Source organism: Ensifer sp. Root142 (assembly GCF_001426785.1).
GTDB lineage: Bacteria > Pseudomonadota > Alphaproteobacteria > Rhizobiales > Rhizobiaceae > Ensifer > Ensifer canadensis.
Map to the genome: position 1 here is coordinate 284,094 of NZ_LMFK01000023.1, position 19,466 is coordinate 303,559.

The 19,466-nt window shown below is 60.1% G+C and carries 21 protein-coding genes; 12 read left to right on the forward strand and 9 right to left on the reverse strand.

The window, feature by feature from the left end; translation table 11 throughout:
* Positions 1-140: 140 nt before the first annotated feature.
* The 5 genes from thrS to ASD52_RS22430 form a co-directional block, all read right to left on the reverse strand.
* Positions 141-2,123, reverse strand: a complete 1,983-nt coding sequence (gene thrS, locus ASD52_RS22410; protein ID WP_025426731.1) for a threonine--tRNA ligase — start codon at positions 2,121-2,123, stop codon at positions 141-143.
* Positions 2,124-2,339: 216 nt separating this feature from the next.
* Positions 2,340-2,894 carry a DUF1697 domain-containing protein gene (locus tag ASD52_RS22415; RefSeq protein ID WP_057205107.1) on the reverse strand — a complete coding sequence of 185 codons (555 nt, stop codon included), beginning with the start codon at positions 2,892-2,894 and terminating at the stop codon, positions 2,340-2,342.
* 17 nt (positions 2,895-2,911) lie between these two features.
* Complete coding sequence (locus ASD52_RS22420) at positions 2,912-3,340, reverse strand: DUF2267 domain-containing protein (RefSeq protein ID WP_025426729.1); 429 nt, start codon at positions 3,338-3,340, stop codon at positions 2,912-2,914.
* On the reverse strand, positions 3,337-3,711 hold the full coding sequence (gene yidD, locus ASD52_RS22425) for a membrane protein insertion efficiency factor YidD (protein ID WP_025426728.1): 375 nt from the start codon (positions 3,709-3,711) through the stop codon (positions 3,337-3,339). The genes ASD52_RS22420 and yidD overlap by 4 nt, the downstream gene beginning before the upstream one ends.
* Positions 3,712-3,714: 3 nt before the next feature.
* Positions 3,715-4,161 (reverse strand): iron-sulfur cluster assembly scaffold protein, encoded by a 447-nt coding sequence (locus tag ASD52_RS22430; RefSeq protein WP_025426727.1) that lies wholly within the window; start codon positions 4,159-4,161, stop codon positions 3,715-3,717.
* A 343-nt stretch (positions 4,162-4,504) separates the two neighbouring features.
* Between ASD52_RS22430 and folE the strand changes: the two genes are divergently transcribed.
* From folE to ASD52_RS22445, 4 genes are all read left to right on the forward strand, one after another.
* Positions 4,505-5,122, forward strand: a complete 618-nt coding sequence (gene folE, locus ASD52_RS22435) for a GTP cyclohydrolase I FolE (RefSeq protein WP_025426726.1) — start codon at positions 4,505-4,507, stop codon at positions 5,120-5,122.
* A gap of 23 nt (positions 5,123-5,145) precedes the next feature.
* Positions 5,146-5,598 (forward strand): phosphoribosyl-AMP cyclohydrolase, encoded by a 453-nt coding sequence (gene hisI / locus ASD52_RS22440; protein WP_025426725.1) that lies wholly within the window; start codon positions 5,146-5,148, stop codon positions 5,596-5,598.
* A gap of 134 nt (positions 5,599-5,732) precedes the next feature.
* The gene (locus ASD52_RS38685; protein ID WP_146160899.1) at positions 5,733-5,957 is read left to right on the forward strand and encodes a hypothetical protein; all 225 of its coding nucleotides are present in this window, start codon (positions 5,733-5,735) and stop codon (positions 5,955-5,957) included.
* Between the two features lie 46 nt (positions 5,958-6,003).
* The gene (locus ASD52_RS22445; protein WP_025426724.1) at positions 6,004-6,969 is read left to right on the forward strand and encodes a patatin-like phospholipase family protein; all 966 of its coding nucleotides are present in this window, start codon (positions 6,004-6,006) and stop codon (positions 6,967-6,969) included.
* 158 nt (positions 6,970-7,127) lie between these two features.
* On the opposite strand, the gene ASD52_RS22450 is transcribed toward ASD52_RS22445, so the two are convergent.
* Both ASD52_RS22450 and ASD52_RS22455 read right to left on the reverse strand, forming a co-directional pair.
* Positions 7,128-7,556 (reverse strand): CBS domain-containing protein, encoded by a 429-nt coding sequence (locus ASD52_RS22450; RefSeq protein ID WP_025426723.1) that lies wholly within the window; start codon positions 7,554-7,556, stop codon positions 7,128-7,130.
* Positions 7,557-7,821: 265 nt separating this feature from the next.
* Positions 7,822-8,553, reverse strand: a complete 732-nt coding sequence (locus ASD52_RS22455) for a rhomboid family intramembrane serine protease (protein WP_025426722.1) — start codon at positions 8,551-8,553, stop codon at positions 7,822-7,824.
* A gap of 344 nt (positions 8,554-8,897) precedes the next feature.
* On the opposite strand from ASD52_RS22455, the gene ASD52_RS22460 reads away from it, so the two are divergent.
* The 6 genes from ASD52_RS22460 (at position 8,898) to ASD52_RS22485 (ending at position 14,774) form a co-directional block, all read left to right on the forward strand.
* Positions 8,898-9,506 carry a PAS domain-containing protein gene (locus ASD52_RS22460; RefSeq protein WP_051509159.1) on the forward strand — a complete coding sequence of 203 codons (609 nt, stop codon included), beginning with the start codon at positions 8,898-8,900 and terminating at the stop codon, positions 9,504-9,506.
* Between the two features lie 106 nt (positions 9,507-9,612).
* Positions 9,613-10,221, forward strand: a complete 609-nt coding sequence (locus tag ASD52_RS22465) for a PilZ domain-containing protein (RefSeq protein WP_025426720.1) — start codon at positions 9,613-9,615, stop codon at positions 10,219-10,221.
* A gap of 837 nt (positions 10,222-11,058) precedes the next feature.
* A complete protein-coding gene (locus tag ASD52_RS22470) occupies positions 11,059-11,667 on the forward strand; it encodes a transglutaminase-like cysteine peptidase (protein WP_025426719.1) in 609 nt (202 codons plus the stop codon).
* A gap of 325 nt (positions 11,668-11,992) precedes the next feature.
* Positions 11,993-12,727 (forward strand): hypothetical protein, encoded by a 735-nt coding sequence (locus ASD52_RS22475; RefSeq protein WP_025426718.1) that lies wholly within the window; start codon positions 11,993-11,995, stop codon positions 12,725-12,727.
* Positions 12,728-12,911: 184 nt separating this feature from the next.
* Positions 12,912-14,429 carry a D-alanyl-D-alanine carboxypeptidase gene (locus ASD52_RS22480; RefSeq protein ID WP_057205111.1) on the forward strand — a complete coding sequence of 506 codons (1,518 nt, stop codon included), beginning with the start codon at positions 12,912-12,914 and terminating at the stop codon, positions 14,427-14,429.
* A 75-nt stretch (positions 14,430-14,504) separates the two neighbouring features.
* On the forward strand, positions 14,505-14,774 hold the full coding sequence (locus ASD52_RS22485) for a hypothetical protein (protein ID WP_025426716.1): 270 nt from the start codon (positions 14,505-14,507) through the stop codon (positions 14,772-14,774).
* A gap of 250 nt (positions 14,775-15,024) precedes the next feature.
* Here the strand turns inward: ASD52_RS22485 and ASD52_RS22490 are convergent, their stop codons facing one another.
* Both ASD52_RS22490 and ASD52_RS22495 read right to left on the reverse strand, forming a co-directional pair.
* A complete protein-coding gene (locus tag ASD52_RS22490; protein WP_025426715.1) occupies positions 15,025-15,462 on the reverse strand; it encodes a DUF1489 family protein in 438 nt (145 codons plus the stop codon).
* 77 nt (positions 15,463-15,539) lie between these two features.
* Positions 15,540-16,940, reverse strand: coding sequence for an L-serine ammonia-lyase (locus ASD52_RS22495; RefSeq protein ID WP_025426714.1), 1,401 nt, complete (start codon positions 16,938-16,940; stop codon positions 15,540-15,542).
* Positions 16,941-17,632: 692 nt separating this feature from the next.
* On the opposite strand from ASD52_RS22495, the gene ASD52_RS22500 reads away from it, so the two are divergent.
* Both ASD52_RS22500 and ASD52_RS22505 read left to right on the forward strand, forming a co-directional pair.
* On the forward strand, positions 17,633-18,325 hold the full coding sequence (locus ASD52_RS22500) for a DUF599 domain-containing protein (RefSeq protein WP_025426713.1): 693 nt from the start codon (positions 17,633-17,635) through the stop codon (positions 18,323-18,325).
* 132 nt (positions 18,326-18,457) lie between these two features.
* Positions 18,458-19,465 carry a DUF1624 domain-containing protein gene (locus ASD52_RS22505; RefSeq protein ID WP_057205114.1) on the forward strand — a complete coding sequence of 336 codons (1,008 nt, stop codon included), beginning with the start codon at positions 18,458-18,460 and terminating at the stop codon, positions 19,463-19,465.
* The last annotated feature ends 1 nt before the right edge of the window (position 19,466 follow it).

The window sequence follows — 19,466 nt, forward strand, 5'->3', positions numbered from 1 at the left end:
TACCCGGTTTAAGGATAGGAACATGCAGCAACTCGAAGTACGACGGCGACCTTTGCGCGTCTGATAAGACGCGCGGCGCTGTAGCATCCGGATATTCCGCTAATATGACAGTTTGCTGACAGAGCGAAGGTCCCGGGGTGTTAACCCCGGGCTTTCTTTTCAGCCTTGCGCTTGAGATCAGGCGCCGTGGCCTCAGCCGAGAGCGAAGCGATCGCCTCGTCGAGCGACATCGCCGTCTGGGCCTGCGAGCCGAGACGCCGGATGTTGACCGAACGCTCTTCCGCCTCGCGCTTGCCGCAAACGACGATGACCGGAACCTTGGTCACCGAATGCTCACGGACCTTGTAGTTGATCTTCTCGTTGCGGAAGTCGGTCTCGACCGTAAGTCCGGCATCACGCAGAAGCTCCGCGACCTCGCGACCATAGTCGTCTGCCTCGGAAGTAATTGTCGCGACGACGACCTGCAGCGGCGAGATCCACAGCGGCATGTGGCCGGCGAAGTTTTCGATCAGAATACCGAGGAAGCGTTCCATCGAACCGCAGATCGCCCGGTGGATCATCACCGGCTGACGCTTCTCGGAATCCTTGTCGATATAGAAGGCGCCAAAGCGCTCCGGCAGGTTGAAGTCGACCTGTGTCGTGCCGCACTGCCATTCGCGGCCGATCGCGTCCTTCAGTGTATATTCGAACTTCGGACCGTAGAAGGCGCCCTCGCCCGGCAGGATGCCGGTCCTGATGCGGCCTTCGGACTGCGCCTCGATCGTCTTCAGCACGTCGGTCATGACGCTTTCGGCGCGATCCCAGAGCTCGTCGGAACCGACGCGCTTATCCGGACGGGTCGACAGCTTGACGACGACTTCCTTGAAGCCGAAGTCCTCGTAGACCGAAAGGATCAGATCGTTGATGCGCAGGCACTCGGCCGCCATCTGCTCGTCGGTGCAGAAGACGTGGGCATCATCCTGGGTGAACCCGCGCACGCGCATCAGCCCGTGCAGCGCACCGGATGGCTCGTAACGATGGACGTTGCCGAATTCGGCCAACCGCACCGGCAGTTCGCGGTATGACTTCAGGCCATGCTTGAAGATCTGGATATGACCCGGGCAGTTCATCGGCTTCAGCGCGAAGACCCGCTCGTCATCGGTGTCGTCGCCGGCGACCGTCACCTTGAACATGTTGTCGCGGTACCAACCCCAGTGACCGGACGTTTCCCACAGCGACTTGTCGAGCACCTGCGGCGCGTTGACTTCCTGATAGGTGTTGGCGAGCCGGCGGCGCATATAGGCCGTCAGCGTCTGGAACAGACGCCAACCCTTGCCGTGCCAGAAGACGACGCCCGGACCCTCTTCCTGGAAATGGAAGAGATCCATCTCGCGTCCGAGGCGGCGATGGTCGCGCTTTTCCGCTTCGGCCAGGATATGCAGGTACTGGTCAAGCTCTTCCTGGGTATGCCAGGCCGTGCCGTAGATGCGGGTCAGCATCGGGTTGTTGCTGTCGCCGCGCCAATAGGCTCCGGCAACCTTCATCAGCTTGAATGCCGTACCGATCTGGCCGGTCGAGGCCATGTGCGGGCCGCGGCAAAGGTCGAACCAGTCGCCCTGATAGTAGATCTTGAGATCCTGGCCCTCCGGGATCGCATCGACCAGCTCTACCTTGTAGGCCTCGCCCTTGTCGGCGAAGACCTGGCGTGCCTTTTCGCGCGGCCAGACTTCCCTGGTGAACGGCTTGTTGCGAGCGATGATCTCCTTCATGCGCTTCTCGATGACCGGCAGGTCGTCGGGCGTGAAGGGCTCGTTCTTGGCAAAGTCGTAGTAGAAGCCGTTGTCGATCACCGGTCCGATGGTCACCTGCGTGCCCGGCCACAGCTCCTGCACGGCTTCCGCCATCACGTGCGCCGCATCGTGGCGGATCAGCTCAAGCGAACGCTTGTCGTCGCGGGTGACGATTTCGATGCGGCCATCGGCGATGGTATCGGACAAGTCGCGCAGCTCGCCATCGAGCGCGATGGCGACGGCCTTCTTGGCCAGCGACTTCGAAATCGACTCGGCGACATCGCGCCCGGTCGTGCCCGGGGCGTATTCGCGGACGGAGCCATCAGGAAATGTAAGGGAAACGGGATTCGACATCATGATCTCCTATCCAGTCCCGCCAACGAATGCGGGTGGTATGGTGTGGTATGACTGACCGGCTTCCGCCGGCTATTTGACGCAGGCCTGATAGAGGTTTTTCGAAACGGAGTAAAGGCAAGGACAGCCTACAGCGCCGCGCGTCTTATCAGACGCGCAAAGGTCGCTGTAGCACTTTGAATGGCTGCATGTTTTTATCCTTAAATCGAATAGGATTTAAGGAAACATGCAGGATGCACGAAGCATCGCGGCGAGGCCCTTAACCGTGTTCCAGTTGCGGAACGTGCCGATGCCGAGACGTTTTTTGGTCAAGGCGCCGAGCAGTTTCGATTCGCTTGCCTGGCCGGTGAAATGAACCCAAAGGTCGCCATCGACGACCGCCAGACGCTCGCCGGCAGTGCAATAGCGTTCGAAATCCGAAGGCACGGCGCCGGAAAGCGGCTCGCGCATCACGCGAACATGGACGCGGGTGCCGTCCTCCTCGCCTTCAACGCGAAACGGATTGGCTGCGGCAAGCCTCAGCCAATCGGAACCAGGACGAACGATGATGTCGACCTGCCGGCCGAACGTCTCGGCGAATGCCGTCTCGAGCGCCGCCTCCAGCTCTCCGACGGCAACCCTGTCCGTTTCGAACAACAGGTTGCCCGTGGCGGCGAGTGTGCGCGGTGACCGGTGACCGAGCCGCTCGGCCATGGCTTTCAGATCACCCATCACAACGCGCCGCCCTTCGCTGAGCACGATACTATAGAGCAGCGCGACGTAGCTGTTCACGCAGGGAACTCCTTGGCTCATGCACGCCAGTAGTCGGCGGCACCGGCCGGCAAATGGGCCAATACGCGATCGAGCTTCGCTTCGTCGACGTTCTTCCGCAAGGCTGCCGCCACATCGGCAATTGCCGTATCCGGCGAAATATTGTGGTCTCCACGCAGCGCTTGCACTTCGAGCGTCATAGCCGTCCTTCCCGAAAACGGGCTCGTGGGTTCTTCGAGATCCCACTCGGCGATAAAGATCGCTCTTAGAACCGGCGGCAGCACGTCGGCAAACAGGATCGCATCCTCGACATCCAGGCGACGACGAAAGGTCTGCAGCACGGCCTGAACCATCGTATAGGCCTGGTTCGTCGTCTGGAGCCCTGAGATATCGCGGGCATCGGTGATGAAGCGGTCGAAATCGACCGAAGCCTGCCGATATTCCATCGGGATCGTCATCGCGTTCATCCGCCCTTTGGCCGCGGCTGCCAGTAGCGCCACGGCGCATACCAATGATGCCTGCCCTTCAGGCGCTCCGGCACCGGGTCGAACCCATGGGTTCCGCCCGGGCCACAACGCGCGACGCGAAAAAGCGTCATCCAACCACCGGCCCACAGGCCGTGGCGTGCGACTGCCTCATAGCCATATTCCGAACAGGTCGGCAGATGCCGGCAGGCATTGCCGATGAAACTGGAAAGGGTCAACTGATAGGCACGGATGAAGGCCATGCCAAGCAGGCGCCCCGGCGTCCTGCGGAAAGGACCGGACCAGTTGCGCCCGCCGCCCGCAGACTCAGAGCCAGCCATGGGCGGATGTTCGCAATGCGGATCCCGGCACATGGCTCAGACGGCCGTCGCCAGACGCCTGGCCTCGATCTGGCCGATCGCATCGACGACAGCATCGAAAGTGAGCATGGTCGAGGCGTGCCGGGCCTTGTAGTCCTTCACCGGCTTCAGGAACCGCATGTCCTCGAAACGGCCAGAGGGACCTTCCCCGTCGGCCTTCAGCATCGCCAGCATCTCGTCGCGGGCCTTTCGGATTTCGCTCGCCTGCGCGCCGACGACATGACGAGCCATGATCGACGACGATGCCTGCCCGAGCGCGCAAGCCTTGACGTCATGGGCAAAATCCGTGACCACGTCGCCGTCCATCTTCAGCCAGATCCGGACCTTCGAGCCGCAAAGCTTCGAATGCGCAACCGCTTCGGCATCGGCATTTTCCAGAACCCCGATACGCGGGATATTGCCGGCGAAGTCGAGAATACGATTGTTGTAAATGTCATCCATCATTTGACGCGATCCGGCTGATTTTTCGCGGTTTTGGGTGATCGGCGCATGATTTTCTCCTATAGGCAGGAAAAAAGCACGACGCAGTCCCCTCGGCCTCTTTCATCTCTGTGGCACCATACTATATGCTATGTCGTGTTGGGGCGACAGTTCCGCAAGAGGATCAAAATGTCGCCTGTTGTTTGGGAAACCGTGCCGGACGGTCCATTGCACTGCTAAGCAAGGACCAGAAAGCCCCGGAGCCCGCCGACGGAACCCAAGCCTGCAGGGTTAGGCGAATGGCCAGTGGCGAGTTGTCCGAAAGATAAAACGTCAAGCAATCCCCGTATTGCGCAAAGAGGCCATTATGGATGCCATAGTGAAGAATTTCCCCGTGCTCGACAATGCGAGCGACCGGCCGACGCAAAAAGAGGCCGAGGACGCCGTGCGCGTTCTGCTGCGCTGGGCAGGTGATGATCCGAGTCGCGAGGGCCTGTTGGATACGCCGGCACGCGTAGCCAAGTCCTACCGCGAGCTTTTCAGTGGTTACGATCTCGCAGCCGAAGACGTGCTCGGCCGGACCTTCGAAGAGGTTGCCGGCTACGACGACATGGTGCTGGTCAAGGACATTCCGTTCTATTCCCATTGCGAACACCACATGGTGCCAATCATCGGAAGGGCGCACGTCGCCTATCTGCCGAATGGAAGGGTTCTTGGGCTTTCGAAGATCGCCCGCGTGGTCGATATCTATGGTCGCCGGCTGCAGACGCAGGAATCGATGACGGCCCAGATCGCCAAGGCGATCGACGAGTCGCTGGCGCCCCGCGGGGTCGCGGTGATGATCGAGGCTGAACATATGTGCATGGCGATGCGCGGCGTTCAGAAGCAAGGCTCGACAACGCTGACCACCACATTTACGGGTACTTTCCAGACCGAACCGGCCGAACAGGCCCGTTTCATGACGATGCTGCGGGGCTTCAAGTAAGGCTCCTACCAACGGAGCCTTTCATGACGCTCACATTCGAGACCCCCTCCTCCAACAATGCCGAACTGGAAAACGGTCCGGCCTTCACGCCCCGCTTCGATGAAAAGGGGCTGATCACCGCCGTCGTCACCGACGCACGCGACGGCGAGTTGCTGATGGTCGCGCACATGAACGCCGAAGCGCTGGCGCTGACGATCGAGACCGGCGTCGCCCACTATTACAGCCGCTCCCGAAAGAGCCTCTGGAAGAAGGGCGAGAGCTCCGGCAATCTTCAGACGGTGAAAGAGATTCGCACCGATTGCGACCAGGACGCCATCTGGCTCAAGGTGTCGGTCGCCGGACACGACGCAACCTGCCACACCGGCCGCCGCTCCTGCTTCTATCGAACGGTCGGCACCGATGGCGGCCGTGCTACCGTTACGATCACCGACGACATCAGGCATTTCGACCCGACCGAGGTTTATGACAAAAATTAAGCATTGCGCATCTTTTTGGGGCGGGTGCATACTGCGTTGATATTTTGGTAACCCAGCGGGCGCCTAATCCTTCGGCAAGGATGCAGTTTCCCTGGGAACGGCCGCAAGCCGGGTAACATTGCAAACTGTAGTGAATGTTTATCGGCCCCGCCGCACGCGGCGACAGGATCGATGGTAATCTGAATAACGGTGCCAGTCTTTCAGCGATGAATAAGGACAAGGCCGGCACCAGCGCCGGCTTGGCAGGTTTTCCTCCAGACAAGTGCGCTCAAAATTATTGCGTCGTTCCAGGATCGAATCTGGTCTTCGGAAGTTTGAGTCAATGCATGGAGCGCCACGACGCCCTTCGCGCATTCTGAAGGACGTGTTGCGCTGCCACGTGTTCGGCGGTGTTGGAGGTGCCGGATGTTGAACTGGACTTTTACGCGTAGCAGCCAGATTGCCGACCTGACCGACCCGGACGGGTCATCACTCTCGACAACACCATCTGAACCCGCCGTGCCGCCCAGACCGCCCAAGATCGCAATCGCGCTCGGCGGCGGCGCCGCTCGCGGCTGGGCCCATATCGGCGTGCTCAGAGCGCTCGACGAAGAAGGCATCGAGGTCGGCATGATCGCCGGTACCTCCATCGGCGCTCTTGTCGGTGGCTGTTATCTCGCCGGCAAGCTCGATGAACTGGAAGCATTTGCCCGGTCACTGACTGTACGACGCATTGCCGGCCTGCTCGATTTCGCCATCGGCGGCGGCGGCCTCTTCGGTGGGCTGCGCTTGACCAAGCGCATGCAGGAGCATCTCAAGGGCCTAAGCATCGAGAGCCTCGACCGACCGTTCATTGCGGTTGCAACCGAGGTGCATAGCGGCCACGAAGTCTGGCTGGAAAAGGGCTCTCTGATCACCGCCATCCGCGCGTCCTATGCCCTTCCCGGCATCTTCGAGCCGATCAATGCCAACGGCCGGACATTAATGGACGGCGCACTGGTCAACCCCGTACCGGTTTCGGTATGCCGTGCGCATGAACAGCAGCTCGTCGTTGCCGTGAACCTTAACTACGATCTCTATGGCCGCTCTGCCGTGGTCAAACACAGCGCCGGCACAGAGACCCTGGATATGCCGGCCATCAACGAGCCGACGCACCACTCGGCGCGCATGGGCATGACCAGCGTCATGGTTCAGGCCTTCAACATCATTCAGGATCGCATCTCGCGTGCGCGCCTTGCCGGCGATCCTCCGGATCTGGCCCTCCATCCGAAGCTCAACGACATCGGGCTCTCGGAATTCCACCGCGCCGGAGAGGCGATTGATCGCGGCTATCAGGAAGCGAAAGCCAAGCTCGCCGAAATCCGCCGGATGCAGGAAGTCCTGGTTCGCTGACAACGGGCGCAATGCCAGGTTTCCGCGTTGCTCCAAGGGATTGCTGTACCGGTCGCACATTTAGCGATGGCGGAAAGTGCCAGCGCGCGTTCAGCACGACTGTTCGAGATTGCGCCGCAGACGGACAACAAAAGGGCGGCGGAAACCGCCCCTTTCAATTATCCAGCTATATAGGCCTTGATGTGCTCGGCCTCTTGCTCCATCGCGCGAATGTGATGCTTGATCACGTCACCGATCGAAATAATGCCGGCCAGGTGCCCATTCGTTTCAACTGGCAGATGACGGGCTCGCAGCTTGCTCATCATTTCCATCAGCGTATCGACGGACATTTCCTCGGTGCAGCAATAGACGTTCTGCCACATCACGGCCGAGACCGGCTTCTCCAGACAGGCAGCGCCATGTTTGGCAATGGCGGCGACGATATCGCGCTCGGTCAGGATGCCGGTGATCTGATCATCCGCATCGATGATGATCACTGCGCCGATATGATTGTCACGCAGAAGGACTGCGGCCTGTTGAACCGTCATGCGAGGACCGACGGTCACGACGTTCCGGCCCTTTTCATTGAGTATCGCTTTTACTGACATGCACACTTCTCCCCGTTGCGACGACGCCGGGTCGGCGGGGAAGGTTCCAGCCTGTCGTGTGCGGCACAGTCGGGCAACGGAACCTATACCCACTCCGGTACCTGCAAGGCTGACGCGTCGCTCCTCAGAAACGCGCTATACCTTTGAGCACCCGGCCTTCACGGGCCGCACCGTCCATGGACAATATCGGCCGTTTCAAATGGTGCGCCAGCGTTCCCGGGAAATCAAGCGTTCTGACAATGATCGCAACAGGATCGGTGCGTTCTCAATCGCGTGGGTCGAACAACGCGAACAGGAGGAAGCCAAAGAGGAAACCGCCGATATGCGCTTCCCACGCCACGCTGTCGGCTCCGCCAGGCGTGAACATGCCGAACCCGACGAGGAAATTCGTCAGGAACCAGATGCCGCTGAAAACGACGACTGAGCGATTGGAGAGCGCCTCGCTGAAGGAAAGCCTGCGATTGAGGTGGGCGAACTGCCGACTGATGCGGCCGCTTGGCGAAAACACGAATCGCGCCGCGCCACCCATGAAACCCGAAACGACCCCCGAGGCGCCGACCACGACGATCATCTCGCCCCAGTGAAATACTGTGTGAAGTGCTACGGCAGCGGCGGCCGAAAGAGCCCAGAAGAGAGCCAGCCGCGCCATGCCGATGCGCCGGGCCACCGGTGCCCCAAAGGCAACCATCCAGAAGATATTGAAGATCAGGTGCTCCCAGCTTCCGTGCAGGAACGAATACGTCACCGGGCTCCAGAGCCACGCAAGGCTCTGCTCGGCAAGCGGATGATCATAGCGCGCTGGAAGGAAGGCGAAGTTCAGGATGATATCCTGGTCGAGACTGCTCGAGAAGACATAGGTGCGAAGCGCATGAATAGCGACGAGGAACAACAGGATGCACGTCAGCCCCGCCGGCAGGTTGAATGCGGGCTCGTGCGTGCGCTGGACGGCGCCTTCCCGCTCCGCCTCCGGTGGCGTCGCTGCCTGATCTCGTTCCATGGCTGCTGCTCTCTTCCGTCCGCATGTCCGTTTCAATCCGACCCAGTCGGCCGGGCAATTGCGCATCGCCGGACAGCGCGCCCAGCCATAAGCAAACAAAAAAAGACCGTCCAGTAAAAACTGAACGGTCGGTGAGCTCCCAATACCCAGAGCTCAAAATCTGTGCCGAAGGCAATCCTTCGTGAAGTGATGTTCATTCAGGTGCCAGCCCGCTGCGGCCGAAGCAATCGAAACCGTTTGTTAACCTTAATTTCCAGGTGGCACGGAATTCGCTCTGTCATCAGGACAACCGGTATGAGCGGTCGAATTTGTGCCGGATCGGCACACAGATCGCGCGAAATGGAATGAACGACATCATGCGCAGCAAGACATCAACGCAGTTGTTCCAGTATTGGAACCTCATTCGTGGCGACCGTGAACTACCGCGTCGCGACGAAATCGAACCGTCGGCCATCCGGACACTCCTGCCTGAGCTCTTCATCCTCGAGAGGGACAGTTTCGCCAGTATAAAATTCCGCCTGGCTGGAACGCATGTCTGCGCCCTCTTCGGCCAGGAACTGCGCGGCCAGCAGTTCGGTACACTCTGGTTCGGGACCCAGGCTGGCAGAACGCTTCAAGTCAGCACGCAGGTGATGGCACGACACGTGCCCGTCATGCTGTCGGCGATTGCACTGACGGAAGACAGGAGAGAATTGGAGATCGAGGCTCTGCTCCTTCCCCTCGCCTCCAACGAAGGTCACAGTGACCGCATTCTCGGTTCTCTCTCACCATTGTCGCGCCCGTACTGGTTGCACGCCGCACCGGTCAGCGGTCTCGATGTTAGGGGCCTCAGAGTGCTCGATCCGGATCGGACGGCGGCGCTCCTAAGGGAACCGGCCATGGACGAGGCATTTTCTCCCGGAATCCGGCAGGTGCAACACTTGCGCGTCTTCGAGGGCGGCCGCGACGCCTGACAAACGCCTGTGCCAAGATCCGCGCAGCCACCAACCGCAGGGCGAACATTCTATTAACCGGACCGCACTATGCTTTGCCTGCCAAGATACGTCATGCAGAGTGATCATGTTCTCGTTCCAGCAAGCTCAAAATACCGGTCCGAAGCCGCACCAGGAAGGCGCATTTCAGCGCGTCTCGGTGAACCTTACCGGGCGACTGATGCTTGCCAACCACGACGAATTCGACTGCACCGCCGTCGACATGTCACCGGGTGACGTGCTTCTGTTATCGCCAGCCCGCCCACGTGCCGGCGAACGCATCATTGCCTACATCGATCACGTCGGCCGGCTCGAAGGCACCGTGTCTCGGCTCGCCGAAAACGCCTTCGTCATCCAGCTCAACGCCACGGAGCGCAAGCGCGAGAAGCTTGCGGCGCAATTGACGTGGATTGCCAACAAGCACGAACTCGGCCTTCCCGAAGATCGTCGCCACGATCGTCTTGCTCCGCGCAAGACGCTGACCGAGCTGACGCTCGATACCGGTGCCAAGTATCCCTGCCGCATCATCGACCTTTCGATGTCCGGCGCCGCGGTGGACATTGAAAACCGCCCCCCGATCGGCACGCAAATCAAGCTCGGCAACATGAAGGGCAAGATTGTCCGTCATTTCCAGGAAGGCGTTGCCATCGAATTCTCGGGCGTCCAGTCCCGCGAAGCCCTGACGGAATTCCTCTAAACCGCGTCGCGGCCTCTACGGCGCCGCGCGTCAACGCGCAAAGGACGCTGCAGCACTTTAAATCTGCTGCATGATTCTCTCCTTGAATCGATTCCGATTTAAGGATTTAAGCAGTCGTATCCGCGGACTGCGCCTCAAACTCTTGTGATGCGCATGACGTTATCGCAAAATCGCTGCGTTCGTTTGCGCGATAGCGCTTTGGGCGATTTCGGCCGCCGCCTCAACGGCATTGCCAGCCCTCAATCGTGACGCTTCGTCCTCGGCGGCATCCGTATGCGGCCGAGCATAATCGGCAACGCCGACGCGGTAGACCGCCCTGGATCGGGGCTATTCCGGCCCAACACTCTCGACGATCGAACCGATGTTTCCGCGCGTCCGTTCCGACCGCGGCGCCTTGTTGCTCCATTTCAGCACAGCCCGTGGCTCCCTTTGCCGATTTTCGGCACAACTTTTTTCAAATAATTTTTCTCCGTATTTTCGCTCGTCGCGTTGATTTCACGTTGAAATCAAGCATTGCGGCCAAACGCAAAGTGGCGAAATTGCCCCTCCCCGACACATCCAGCTGCCGCCATGCACCCGGGCATTGGCACGCTATCCGTCGATATGCGCTCACAAAACCCCACTCTTGCAACCATTTAGATGCTTAACAGATTCCACTTGCGTGCTCGACGGCCGTTCAAGATCGATAAAATTTGAATCAAATTCGACTAAAATATATCTCAAAATCTGTTCTTATTTTATTCTGATACGATTTTCATTTGTACTTTGTTTTACCTCGCATATTCGCCAGCGATAAAAATGTCCGTGCCATTGTCGAACCATAACGGGGAGACAATCATGCTCAAGACAATCACCAAGATGATCGCTGTCGCCGCACTTTTGACCGGCGGCCTGGTCGAAGGCGCAATGGCCCTTCCGGCGAACATGACCGTGACCGGTGCGACCAACCCGCCGATCGGCCACTATGAGTTCTGCAAGATCAATCCGGGCGAATGCCGCTCGAACGGCGCCGATCGCGGCCCGATGGTCCTGACGCGCGAAAGCTGGCAGAAAATTCTCGAGGTCAACTACGACGTCAACCAGGCGGTCACGCCGATGACCGACATGGAAATCCACGGCGTCGAGGAAAAGTGGTCCTACCCGGACAGCGTCGGCGACTGCGAAGACTACGTTTTGCTGAAGCGCCGCAAACTCATCGAAAGCGGCTTCGCCGGCTCTGACCTTTTGATCACTGTCGTCCTTCAGCCGAATGGCGATGGCCACGCGGTCCTGACCGTGCGCACCGATCGCGGCGACTTCATCCTCGACAACATGCGCAACAAAGTGCTGCTGTGGTCGGATACCGAATACACATACCTCAAGCGGCAGTCGACCGAACATGCTGGCCGCTGGGTCAAGCTGCAGGATGGCCGCACGGTCGCAGTCGGCAGCGTCCGCACCCAGTAACCCTCACAGAATGACCGCGGCGTGGTTGGGTGATTTCCCGCGCCGCGATCAGTTATCCGGGCTTCGGTCAGTCCCATCCCCGTTTCAGACCAGGCCCTGGCCGGTTCCGCTGTCCCTCGGAGCCGGCTTTCTTGTTCTCGGCCACCCCAGCGCGCCGAGATCAGGCGCGCACAAGCGGAAGACGCGCCTATTTAATCGAAAATTAACCACCTTCGACCAGCGTCAGGCAAGCCACCCCTGCCAGAGTCCAACTTGCGCTGCCGACCGACCAGCTGCAGCTGAACCGCCACATATCGCGCGGCTACCGCGACGGGACGCCCCATCGATGAGCACCTCTTCCAACGGGAACTCGGAGCCGGAACTCAGCCCGCTCCTTTCGAGGCGCTTCGTCTACAAGATCACCGCGGTCGTTGTCCTGCTTGCCGCGATCACCGCCGCACTTTCCCTGTCGGGGCGTTGGTTCGGGGAAAACCTCGCACTGGCCGGCCACACGTCAAGCCTCGTGCCCTACGATATCTTCATCGGTCAGGATCACCTACGCCTGCCCGCCAACGTCATTCGCTTTGAAAACCAGCGGGCGACGTCGATCGCCGAACGGGTCGACGTTTACGTGACATGGCCAGCGCTCGAGGGGTACAGCGACGACAACCGCAACCTCTTCAATGACGTCAGCCGTCCGGAGGCCCTGATCTTCCTGCAGATCGCGCAGAGCACGATGTCGCGCGACATGTCCGGTCGGCTCGACCCCATCTACACCCAGGTCTTCGAGGGCGCCACAGGCCCTGGCCCCAATGGGTTGACGCGGCACGGCGTCAAGGCGACGTCGAGCTATGCCGGCGAGGCCTTCTTCACAGCTGCGCGTGGAAAGGAGCCACCCTACGTCGTGCGCTGTCTGGAGCCTCGCGCGAACGAGGCCTCCACGAGTGCGGACTGCCAGCGCGATATTCATGCCGGCAAGGATCTCGTCGTCCTTTACCGCTTCTCCCGCAATCTGCTGCCGCAATGGCGCGAAATCGACAATGCTGTGGGTGGCTTCGTGAAAAGCCATCTCGTGCCCTGATTTTGTCCAAGTGGTGTGATGCTGGCTTGTGCGCCGCACCATTGCGCTACACCGGTATCACCTCTGTACAAATGCGTCCGATTCCGGAAACCAATCATTCATCATAAACCGATTGGTAACGCTATGCCGATACTGTCTCAGGAACGGTCGTTCCCGGAGGCGGCGTCCGGACAACACCCATGACATGAGAATGAAGAGCAGCGTAGTGTCCCAATCAGGTTTTCTTGATCTCGCGAAACGCCCGTTCGGCGCCTTTTCAAAGATGGTAGGACGGATCGTCCTTGCGGGCGCCGTCGCATCGGTTGCCTTCGCAGCACCCGCTTTGGCCAACCCGAAGTATTCGGGCATCGTCGTCGACGCGAAAACCGGCAAGGTTCTCTACGGCGAAGATGCCGACGAGTTGCGCTACCCCGCTTCGCTGACCAAGATGATGACGCTTTATCTGGCGTTCGAGGCGCTCGAAGCCGGTCGGATCAGCAAGTCAACGCCTGTTCCCTTCTCCAAGAACGCTTCCGCCGAACCGCCTTCGAAGCTCGGCGTGCGCGCGGGGCAATCGATCACGGTCGAGCAGGCGATCCTGTCGCTCGTCACCCGTTCCGCCAATGACGCCTCGACGGCGCTTGGCGAACTGCTGGGTGGCTCGGAGCAGCGTTTTGCCCGCATGATGACCAACAAGGCGCGTGCGCTCGGCATGACCCGCACCACCTATCGCAACGCCAACGGCCTGCCGAATACCGAACAGCGCACCACGGCCCGCGATCAGGCACGCCTCGGCCTCGCGCTTCGCCAGCATTTTCCACAGTATTACGATTACTTCTCCACGCGCAGCTTCCGCTTCGGCAAGCAGACGATCGGCAACCACAATCGCCTGCTTGGCAATGTGCGTGGCGTCGATGGCATCAAGACAGGCTACACCCGTGCCTCAGGCTTCAACCTGGTGACCTCTGCTCAACTCGAGGGTCGCAGCATCGTCGCCGTCGTCATGGGCGGCACCTCTGGCGCCAGCCGTGACGCCCAGATGCGTCGCCTGGTGGCAAAGTACATGCCGGCGGCATCGCGCCGCGGCGGTGGCAACCTGATCGCTGAAACCGCACCGACGCCGGTTGCGCCTGTCGCCGAAGAGCCTATCGCTGTCGCGCAGGTCGCGGAAACGCCGGTCTCCAGCCCGGTCGCAGCTGCCGCTGGCCTCGACCTGCCGAACACCGGACCGGTTCCGTCCGTGCGCTACAGTGGCGAAAATACCAACAGCGTGCAGATGGCCTATGCCGGCACCAAGCGCGCATCGGACAACCCGGTCCTGTCGCCGAAGATCGTCCCCAATACGCTTGACGCCCAGAGCATCAAGCTGTCGCGTCAGCCGGTTGCCGCAGGCATGGTCGACGGTCAGATCACCAACTCCGTTCCCAAGCGCGAGCCGGTCGCAGCCGAAGCCGAGCCGCAGGCTGTACCGCAGCCCCAGGGTTGGGTCATCCAGATCGGTGCGACGCCGGACAAGGAACAGGCCATGACCCTGCTCGGCAACGCCAAGGACAAGGGTGGCAAGGCGCTCAGCAAGGCAACGCCCTTTACGGTCGCCTTCAGCAATGGCGGTGCTCAGCTCTACCGCGCTCGTTTTGGCGGGTTCGACGACCAGAATGCAGCGGTAAACGCATGCAAGACGTTGAAGAAGAAAGGCATTTCCTGCTGGGCTGCCCAGCAGTAGACGGCATTTAGTTTCGGTGGCCGATCTGTTAGTCCGACCACCCTCCTCGGTTTTGTAAAGCGTACGAGGTTAGTTATGGCAATGAACGAGAATGTTCCGGGTGTCACTCCCTTGCCCGGGCGACGGGCGAAACCGTCGCGCATCAATCTGCATCCGCTGCATGAGGCAGCGATGCGCATTGCCGATCTCGGTCTGAACCGCCCGAAGGCGAAGACCAAGGATCTGGTAGGCATGCTCTTGACCCATGGTGCACGCGCCTGGCGCTCGACACAGCCACGCGCCGGCATCCATCTTCACGTGACGGCACCCGGTCGTCGCCACCCGCTGAAGATGCGCATCCTTTGAATAGACTGAGATTGAAAGGCGGCTTCGGCCGCCTTTTTCGTCTGGCCACAGCGCCGCGCGTCTTATTAGACGCGCAAAGGTCGCTGCAGCGCTTTGAATTGCTGCATGTTTTTATCCTTAAATCGAATAGGATTTAAGGAAACATGCAGTTGAGCGCTCCGTCCTAAACGGAGCCATTGAAGCGTTCTATTTCTTTGGTTCTTCGCGTTTCCTGGCGGAAAACCGCTTCGCACTCTTCCTGGAAAGGCTCTTAGAGCAGACCGAGTTCGGCAAGCTCGCGCCGGAGCTCGAGAGGCATTTCGGCCCCATCGCCCGAAAGCGACGCCAGATCTCGAGGCGCTTCGTTAGCCTTGAGATAGCGCCAGCCCTGGAAGGCCCGACGCGGCTGCAGCTCCGTTTCAACGACTTCGGGTCCGAGCAGCAGATTGCAGCGACCGATCCCCTCACCGTCCGTAAAGGTTTCGATACCGATCAGCGGTTGGCGCGCCTGAACCTGACCCTTGATGACCCAATAGAGCGAGCCGCCTTCCAGCAGCTCGTCCATGCGTTTCGGCACCATTCGGGTGGTGTGGTATGAATGCGGTTCAAGGCCGGCGGCAATCGCAGCCAGGGCCTTGCGCGAAACCCATTCGCGCAGATCATCGATCGATTCCGCTCCGACGCAGAGCTTTATGAGATGCAGAGACATGGCTGTTTTTGAACACCCGTCCGGCCGTCACGGTCAAGCGAATTGCGCAGCGTCATCCACAATCGTTCGTGCGCCGCTCAACATTCGACGACATTGACCGCCAGGCCGCCGGTGGACGTTTCCTTGTATTTCTCGTTCATGTCGACGCCGGTCTGGCGCATGGTTTCGATGCAGGCATCGAGCGGCACGAAATGCTGACCATCGCCCTTGAGCGCCAGCGACGCTGCAGTAACGGCCTTGACGGCGCCGAGTGCGTTTCGTTCGATGCAAGGCACCTGTACCAGGCCGGCGACCGGATCGCAGGTCATGCCGAGATGATGTTCGAGCGCGATCTCGGCGGCGTTTTCGATCTGCTCCGGAGAACCGCCCATGACAGCAGCAAGGCCCGCTGCCGCCATGGCCGAGGCCGAACCGACCTCGCCCTGACAGCCGACTTCGGCGCCTGAAATGGAGGCGTTGTGTTTGATGATACCGCCGATGGCAGCTGCCGTCAGCAGATAGTCGCGAACGCCGTCCTGATCGGCATCGTCGTGGAAATGCATGTAATAGCGGATGGTCGCCGGAACGACGCCGGCGGCACCGTTCGTCGGCGACGTCACAACGCGGCCGCCGGCGGCGTTTTCTTCGTTCACCGCCATGGCGTAGACGCTCAACCAGTCGTTGGCGAGCAGCGGGTTGATCTTGTTGGAGCGCCACTCTTCCTGCAGCTTGTCGTGAATGGAGCGGGCGCGCCGGCGCACCTTGAGACCACCGGGCATGATGCCGTCCTGGCTAAGGCCGCGGTCGATGCAGCTGCTCATTGCGCCCCAGATGCGGTCGAGCCCCTCATTCAGTTCCTGCGGCGACATGGTGGTTTCTTCGTTTGCCCGCTTCATCTGCGCGATGGTCATGCCGGAGCGGGCGGCCATGTCGAGCATTTCCTGGGCAGTGCTGAAGGGGAACGGGACCTTGACGCCAGCAGGCTTGTTCTTGGAAGCGCGCATCGCTTCGAGTTCCGTATCGGTCACGACGAAACCGCCACCGATCGAATAGTAGATGCGCTTGAGCAGAAGGCGGCCGTCCTTGTCGAAGGCCGAAAAGGACATGCCGTTGGCGTGGCCTGGCAAGGGCACCTTCTTGTCGAAGATCAGATCGGTCTTCGGCTGAAATTCGTAAGATGGATGGCCCGGCGGCGTTATGCGCCCGGTGCGCTCGACGTCGTCGATCAGTGCATCCATGCGGTCGGGGTCGACGCGATCGGGACGCTCGCCGACAAGCCCGAGCACAACCGCCCTGCCCGAACCATGGCCGATGCCGGTGTGGGCAAGCGAGCCGTGCAGGCTGACCTTGATGGCGGCGACGGAGGCATGCGACGGACGCGGCCATTCGTCGGACAGGATGAGTTCGAGAAAGCGATTGGCGGCCGACATCGGGCCCATCGTATGCGAACTCGAAGGACCAATGCCGATCTTGAAGACGTCGAAGACGGAAAGAAACATGAATTGCCTGCCCGGAGCCTGAACATATGCCGCCGGCCCATCGCCGGATGCGGTCATATGCATGATTGCACAGTCGATACAAACTCGATCCCTCCTCAGGACCGAAGCAATACCGTCACCCTTAGATATAGGATCAAACTCTAAGCCATCCTATCCCTGTCGATCAGGCGATCAACCGACATAAGTTCCCGTTGGTGCGACATTGCGCCGACGATTCGGTCCGCAGCCGCCCGAACCCGCGATACGACTGCCCGGAATCAAAACAGCGCGGCTTCCGGGAAGCCGCGCTGTCAATCAGAGGACTTTTGGGTATCAAAGGCCGCCGAAAAGATAAGCAAGAACAAGAACGCCAGCGAAACCGGCTACGGCGCGAGCAGTCACGCCCCAGCAAGACTTCTGTATTGTATTGTCCATGATGTCTCCGAAAAACTCTCAACGGCTGCGGGCCACACATCAAGGGCCCGTGCATGGCGCAATCCATACTGAAGAAAGTGTAAAGACGCAACGGTGAAATATGGCGAAAAGGTGACAGGGGCGCATCCGCACTCCGGTCAACACAGCAAACGTTGGGGTTCGCGCATTTTTGCGGGAAGAAATTCCGCCGCAATTTCATCACACTAGTTGATGCAGCGCCGATTCTCCACAGGCGCGCCCACCTTGCAATTTCCAAAAGCCATGCCAAAAACACGTGTATGACCTTCGAAGATTACATAGCACTTACCGTGTTCATCCTGCTGTGGGCCGGCTTCAGCTGGGCAACAGACGGTACCCGTGGCTTCAAACGCATCAGTCTCACGCGGCTGATGAACGAGCATCGTGGCCGGTGGATTCGCAATTCGCTCAACCGAGACCTGAAAATGATCGACACCCAGATCATCGCCGGGCTGCAGGCGGGCACCGCCTTCTTCGCTTCGACAACAATCTTTGCGCTCGGCGGCTGCTTCGCTCTCTTGGGCGCGACCGAGCAGGTGCAGATGATCTTCGCCGACATGCCCTATGTCTTCCACGGGGGCCGAACGGCCTTCGAGCTGAAGGTCGCCGGGCTCACCTGCCTCTTCGGCTATTCCTTCTTCAAGTTCGGCTGGTCCTATCGCCTGTTCAACTACTGCTCGATCCTCATGGGCGGCATACCGATGACGGCGGACATGATACGCGACCGGCACGCCGCCGAGATCGCGGCCGAACGCGCGGTGCGCATGAACGTGCTCGCCGCAAAGCACTTCAATGCCGGTCTCAGGGCGATCTTCCTGTCGATCGGCTATCTCGGCTGGTTCATCAGCCCCTACGCCTTCGTCGGCCTGACAATCTTCGTCATTTTCGTTCTGACCCGCCGGCAGTTCTTCTCGGAGGCGCGCGCGGCCCTGTTGGAAGACGCCGCCCGCTAACTGCTCGCGCCACGCGTCTCGGATATCTCAGGACGGGAATCCAGCCGTATATTCCATTTCCAAGCAATCAAAGCCGGTCTGGCGCAAGCCTGACCTGCCAATCTCATTGGCGCCAACAGGATGGCGAACACCATGTCCGATAGCAACATGACCTCAACCGCTGAACCGCAACCAACGACGAGCGCCCATCGCCGGCTCGTCTTTATCGATGTGCTGCGCGGCCTGGCACTGGTGGCCATGGCGCTTTACCATTTCGTCTGGGATCTGGAATTCTTTGGCTATGTCGCGGCTGGGACCGCCGGTACCGGCGGGTGGAAGATTTTTGCGCGCCTGATCGCCAGCAGCTTCCTGTTTCTGGCGGGCTACAGCCTCGTGCTCGGGCAACGGCCGAGGATACGTTTCGATGCCTTCATGCGTCGTTTTGCCAAGATTGCCGGCGCGGCCGCGGTTATCAGCATTGCGACCTGGTTCGCCTTCCCCAACACCTTCATATTTTTCGGGATCCTCCATTCGATTGCCGCGGCGAGCCTCGTCGGCCTTCTCTTCCTGCCGCTTCCGGCAATCGTTTCGTTCGTGGCTGCAGCCGCCGCCTTTGCCGCTCCGCTCTATCTCCGCTCTGCGATCTTCGACGCACCCTATCTCTGGTGGGTCGGCCTTTCCGAAACGATTCCGCGCTCGAACGACTACGTGCCGCTGCTGCCGTGGCTCGCACCGTTCCTCCTCGGTCTCGGCACCGCAAAGCTTGTGCATGCACGCCTGATGGCATGGCTTGCCAAGCGCCCGGTGAACGACGGAAAGAGACGGCTGTGGACGAAAGCGCTGATCTTCGGGGGGCGTCACAGTCTGGCCATATACCTCCTCCACCAGCCGCTGCTCATCGGATTGGTCTATCTCTTCTCACTGGTCTCGCCGCCGACACTGCCGGATCCCAAGCAGGCCTACCGCACCAACTGCGTCGAGGCCTGCGGCCGTGGCAATCCGGCCGTGCCTTGTGACGCCTTTTGCGGATGTACGCTCGACCGTCTGGTGGAACAGAACCTGTTCGACGACCTGAACAGGGGAAAGATCAACGTGAACACGGATGAACGCATTGCGCGAATCGCCGGCCAGTGCACAATGGACGTGCAATCAGGGGACTAGG

Bases quoted from the DNA above. Each gene is read 5' to 3' on its own strand.
- thrS (WP_025426731.1), bottom strand. From the start codon at position 2,123: ATGTCGAATCCCGTTTCCCTTACATTTCCTGATGGCTCCGTCCGCGAA.
- ASD52_RS22490 (WP_025426715.1), bottom strand. From the start codon at position 15,462: ATGTCTCTGCATCTCATAAAGCTCTGCGTCGGAGCGGAATCGATCGAT.
- ASD52_RS22455 (WP_025426722.1), bottom strand. From the start codon at position 8,553: ATGGAACGAGATCAGGCAGCGACGCCACCGGAGGCGGAGCGGGAAGGC.
- ASD52_RS22445 (WP_025426724.1), top strand. From the start codon at position 6,004: ATGTTGAACTGGACTTTTACGCGTAGCAGCCAGATTGCCGACCTGACC.
- ASD52_RS22500 (WP_025426713.1), top strand. From the start codon at position 17,633: ATGACCTTCGAAGATTACATAGCACTTACCGTGTTCATCCTGCTGTGG.
- ASD52_RS38685 (WP_146160899.1), top strand. From the start codon at position 5,733: ATGTTTATCGGCCCCGCCGCACGCGGCGACAGGATCGATGGTAATCTG.
- ASD52_RS22485 (WP_025426716.1), top strand. From the start codon at position 14,505: ATGGCAATGAACGAGAATGTTCCGGGTGTCACTCCCTTGCCCGGGCGA.
- yidD (WP_025426728.1), bottom strand. From the start codon at position 3,711: ATGTGCCGGGATCCGCATTGCGAACATCCGCCCATGGCTGGCTCTGAG.
- ASD52_RS22450 (WP_025426723.1), bottom strand. From the start codon at position 7,556: ATGTCAGTAAAAGCGATACTCAATGAAAAGGGCCGGAACGTCGTGACC.
- ASD52_RS22420 (WP_025426729.1), bottom strand. From the start codon at position 3,340: ATGAACGCGATGACGATCCCGATGGAATATCGGCAGGCTTCGGTCGAT.
- ASD52_RS22480 (WP_057205111.1), top strand. From the start codon at position 12,912: ATGAGAATGAAGAGCAGCGTAGTGTCCCAATCAGGTTTTCTTGATCTC.
- ASD52_RS22465 (WP_025426720.1), top strand. From the start codon at position 9,613: ATGTTCTCGTTCCAGCAAGCTCAAAATACCGGTCCGAAGCCGCACCAG.
- ASD52_RS22430 (WP_025426727.1), bottom strand. From the start codon at position 4,161: ATGATGGATGACATTTACAACAATCGTATTCTCGACTTCGCCGGCAAT.
- hisI (WP_025426725.1), top strand. From the start codon at position 5,146: ATGACGCTCACATTCGAGACCCCCTCCTCCAACAATGCCGAACTGGAA.
- ASD52_RS22505 (WP_057205114.1), top strand. From the start codon at position 18,458: ATGTCCGATAGCAACATGACCTCAACCGCTGAACCGCAACCAACGACG.
- ASD52_RS22475 (WP_025426718.1), top strand. From the start codon at position 11,993: ATGAGCACCTCTTCCAACGGGAACTCGGAGCCGGAACTCAGCCCGCTC.
- ASD52_RS22460 (WP_051509159.1), top strand. From the start codon at position 8,898: ATGAACGACATCATGCGCAGCAAGACATCAACGCAGTTGTTCCAGTAT.
- ASD52_RS22470 (WP_025426719.1), top strand. From the start codon at position 11,059: ATGCTCAAGACAATCACCAAGATGATCGCTGTCGCCGCACTTTTGACC.
- folE (WP_025426726.1), top strand. From the start codon at position 4,505: ATGGATGCCATAGTGAAGAATTTCCCCGTGCTCGACAATGCGAGCGAC.
- ASD52_RS22495 (WP_025426714.1), bottom strand. From the start codon at position 16,940: ATGTTTCTTTCCGTCTTCGACGTCTTCAAGATCGGCATTGGTCCTTCG.